The sequence below is a fragment of the Ructibacterium gallinarum genome (assembly GCF_014982785.1).
GTDB classification, from domain to species: Bacteria; Bacillota; Clostridia; order Monoglobales; family Monoglobaceae; genus Ructibacterium; species Ructibacterium gallinarum.
Window position 1 is genome coordinate 1 of the sequence record NZ_JADCKB010000051.1, and the last position, 3,552, is coordinate 3,552.

Annotated in this window: 4 protein-coding genes and 1 pseudogene; 4 read left to right on the forward strand and 1 reads right to left on the reverse strand. The window is 41.2% G+C overall.

The genetic code is table 11. The features are described from left to right. Positions 1–183 precede the first annotated feature (183 nt). The 3 genes and pseudogenes from INF28_RS12550 to INF28_RS12560 form a co-directional block, all read left to right on the forward strand. Positions 184–612 (forward strand): annotated as a pseudogene (locus INF28_RS12550) (permease); the annotation flags it as partial. 26 nt (positions 613–638) lie between these two features. Continuing rightward, a complete protein-coding gene (locus tag INF28_RS12555) occupies positions 639–839 on the forward strand; it encodes a low molecular weight phosphatase family protein (RefSeq protein WP_226393798.1) in 201 nt (66 codons plus the stop codon). A 63-nt stretch (positions 840–902) separates the two neighbouring features. Beyond that, positions 903–1,955: a DUF4405 domain-containing protein gene (locus tag INF28_RS12560; protein ID WP_226393799.1), complete on the forward strand. Its 1,053-nt coding sequence runs from the start codon at positions 903–905 to the stop codon at positions 1,953–1,955. A gap of 85 nt (positions 1,956–2,040) precedes the next feature. On the opposite strand, the gene INF28_RS12565 is transcribed toward INF28_RS12560, so the two are convergent. After that, entirely contained in the window at positions 2,041–3,114 is a 1,074-nt protein-coding gene (locus tag INF28_RS12565) for a type I restriction endonuclease (protein WP_226393800.1), read from the reverse strand. A gap of 102 nt (positions 3,115–3,216) precedes the next feature. On the opposite strand from INF28_RS12565, the gene INF28_RS12570 reads away from it, so the two are divergent. Then, on the forward strand, positions 3,217–3,552 hold a 336-nt coding region (locus tag INF28_RS12570), incomplete at its 3' end, for a hypothetical protein (RefSeq protein ID WP_226393801.1).

Here is a 3,552-nt window from a genome sequence, read left to right on the forward strand (position 1 = left end):
ATCGCTCTCTACCGTACCTTTGTACCTAGGCGAAAGCGATTGCAGAAAATCTAACTTCCTTTTTCGGCATCTGTCAGCGTGTCGATAAACTATCGACACGCTGAATCCATCCTTTCTGGATGGATTTTAAAAAAACAAATAGATAGATATATTTCAATATGTTAATATGAGGAGGTATGCTGGATGCAAATAGGGTTATTTTTGCAAAATCAAGTATTGGGGATGCAATGGCTCAAAGAGGGAATCGGAGGTATCCTTACTGTGCTGGGGCTGGATCTTTCGGGGAAAATTGGCGGAAGTATTCACTTTTTTCTTTATGATGTCATTAAAATTATGCTGCTTTTGTGTGTTTTGATTTTTGTCATTTCCTATATTCAAAGCTATTTCCCGCCGGAGCGGTCCAAACGGATTTTGGGACGGTTTCGCGGGATTGGCGCCAATGGGATTGCCGCTCTGCTGGGAACCGTTACTCCCTTTTGCTCCTGTTCGTCCATTCCCCTTTTTATGGGTTTTACCAGTGCGGGCCTGCCCCTTGGCGTCACCTTTTCCTTTCTGATTTCCTCGCCCATGGTGGATCTGGGATCGCTTGTCCTTTTGACCAGTGTGTTCGGCTGATAAAAAAGTATTACGGTATTGATATGGAAAAAAAGCAATTCCCTAAAACCATCGACCAGGTCCCTATGCCGGATCTTGTCATTTCCATGGGCTGTGACGCCGGCTGTCCGTACATCGGCAGGGATTTTGATGATAATTGGCATCTGCCCGACCCAACTGGAAAAGGAGATGCCGCCTTTATTCAAGTGATGCAGGCGATTGAGAAAAAAATTTCTGTTTTTTAAGCTTTATTTAACCTTTCGCTGATAAAATATGGGAAAAGATCAGAAACAGAAAGGAAGAATGCTATGAAGCAGAAACAAAATTTCAAATTGGCGCTTGATATTATCATGCTGCTGCTGTCGGTTACCTTTTTTAACAAAAGCCTGATCAGTCTCTCATATCATGAAATTGCCGGACTGATCTTGATTGGTATTTTTGTTTTGCATATTGTTATCAATCTGAAAGCCATTTCGGTCATGTGCAGAAAGTTTGTCAAGGTTCCCGCTGAAACCAAGGCCGGCGTGGTGGTGGATTTTCTTTTGATCCTGTGTTTTGCGTGGATTGGCATCAGCGGCATTATGATTTCCAAAACCATCTTGACCGGCATATCTTCAAATCATATGGTCTTTAAGCTGGGACATATGTTTGCAGGCGGCTTATCGGTTGTTTTGCTGGGCGTTCATATTGGACTGCATATCTGCCACCGCCGCTTTCCTGCGGCAGCTGCGGTACTTCTTTCTGCCGTGATCTTGTGCGGGGGCGTATACGGAACGGTCAATTCCAGCCAGCTGCGCTGGCTGAGTATTCCGTTTAGCGCGGCGCTGTCCTCCGGTGAGGAAGGCGGCAAGCGACCTGCCGAAGATAGGGAAATAGAAAAAAATGCGGGCTCTGCCGAAGCCTCCGCAGCAGAAGAGGGAGCCGGTCAGGACGAGGGCTCTGCCAAAAGGCCGGAAATAGAAAGTAATTCTGCCGAAGTCTCCGCAGCAGAAGAGGGAGCCGGTCAGGACGAGGGCTCTGCCAAAAGGCCGGAAATAGAAAGTAATTCTGCCGAGGCTTCCGCAGCAGAAGAGGGAGCCGGCCAGGACGAGGGCTCTGCCAAAAGGCCGGAAATAGAAAGTAATTCTGCCGAGGCTTCCGCAGCAGAAGAAAGGACAGAAGAAGCCCCTCCAGAGGGCAGACCCAGTCGGGACGCAGCCCCGCCTGAGGAGGGGGCAAGCAGGCCAAAAGGCGGCACAGTACCGCTGTCTCAAAGATTAGAAAGCGTATGGATGTTCCTAAGTATGATACTATCCTGTGCGGTAGTGACCTATTGGATCGTTCGGGCCAAAAAGGCCATACAGGCAAAAAAGAAGGCATAAAGAACCAGAAGCTCAGCTTCTGGTTCTTTATGCCTGAGGGCTTTCCGGACAAAGCCCTCAGCCTGATAAACTTTTTATAAGATTACTAATCTAAGTACCTTTTTGCAGCTTCTAATAAATCATTTTTTAATGAATAAAGATCATTATTGGATTCAATATCATGTCGAACTTCTTTTTTGTTTTCATCTGGAATAGCAATACTCTTTTTTCGGCCATCTAATCTTAATCTGCATACCCATTTTCGTATATTGGAATCTATTAAAATCCCAAAATATGTTTCGGTGTCTTTATAACTGATTTTTTCAAGTGGCATAATCTCTGCCAATATTGATTTTACAATGTAAAAGGCTTCCAGTTCTTGATCCGTTGTGTGTATTTTTGAAATATGCTCTTCGTTTGCATTTTCTTCATTTTTTTCTATGTTGTTATCGGAATCGGGATTTGATGTATCATTCTTTAATGCGGCTGAAATTTTATCGTTCATCAATTCACTAATAAAGGTATTAAGAGATTTTTTTATAATTGGCTTAAAACGTTCGATAACATTTTGGGTTTTTGAACCTGTGTATATTTCCGAAAGTATGTATTTGACAAAATCATCTGATGGGGACTCAAGCTGTCTTTGCATAAATTCCCGAATGTTTTTGCTGTATTTTAATTCAGAAGCCGTGCTGGAAATGTCTTCAACGCTAAAATTATCTTTATGAAATTTCTTTAATTCCATAATCATGGCTGGTTTTAAATTAAGTAAGTCAACTTCCAAAAAAGGTGTCAAATCCATTTTATTTTGCTCGTCTAAATCTGTATAAAATTTATAAATAATTCCATTCGTTAAAATCCCAAACCGTGCAGAGGTCACACCAAAATACCGAAAAAGCTGGGAATCATGTTTGTCTAATGTGTCACCACACCATTTTGCTTCAATAAGTATCACGGGTTTATCTCCGTCCATAATTGCATAATCTACCTTTTCGCCCTTTTTTATACCAACATCCGCAGTATATTCTGGCATAAATTCAGCAGGATTAAATACGTCATATCCAAGAATTTGAAAAAAAGGAACAATGAGCGACATTTTAGTTGCTTCTTCCGTTTGTAAATTAGGAATCATTTGTTCGACTCTTTTTGAAAATTGGTTCATTTGATCAATAAAATCCATTTTAATTTCCTCCTGTATATGTGAACAGGTCCAGTAAAAACGGACAATAGAAAAAATCGCCCTCCTATGGTATAATAAAAACTATCAAAGGGGGGCATTGTTATGCCAAGAAAATACATAAAAATAAGGCAACACGAAGAAGAATTGCTGAAAATGAAGGAACAGGGATTGACACATCAAGAAATGGCAAACAGACTTGGATACCGAAAAAGTCAAATAAAAGAATTTTTCTGTGCATACAACAAAAGGCAAAAGAAAATAGCAGCAGGTATTACGATAAAGCCAAAAGGCAGACCAAGAAAAGATGGATCCAATCTACCGCCCTCTATTCAACAGTTGAGCAAATTAACACAATTACAATATAAACTTAATCAACAAGAACAACACATAAAACAATTGGAAATGGAGAATGAATTAATGCGGGATTTTCTCTCGCTC

What these genes read in the sequence shown, in the direction of transcription:
- INF28_RS12555 (WP_226393798.1), top strand. Translation starts at nt 639, where the DNA reads ATGGAAAAAAAGCAATTCCCTAAAACCATCGACCAGGTCCCTATGCCG.
- INF28_RS12560 (WP_226393799.1), top strand. Translation starts at nt 903, where the DNA reads ATGAAGCAGAAACAAAATTTCAAATTGGCGCTTGATATTATCATGCTG.
- INF28_RS12565 (WP_226393800.1), bottom strand. Translation starts at nt 3,114, where the DNA reads ATGGATTTTATTGATCAAATGAACCAATTTTCAAAAAGAGTCGAACAA.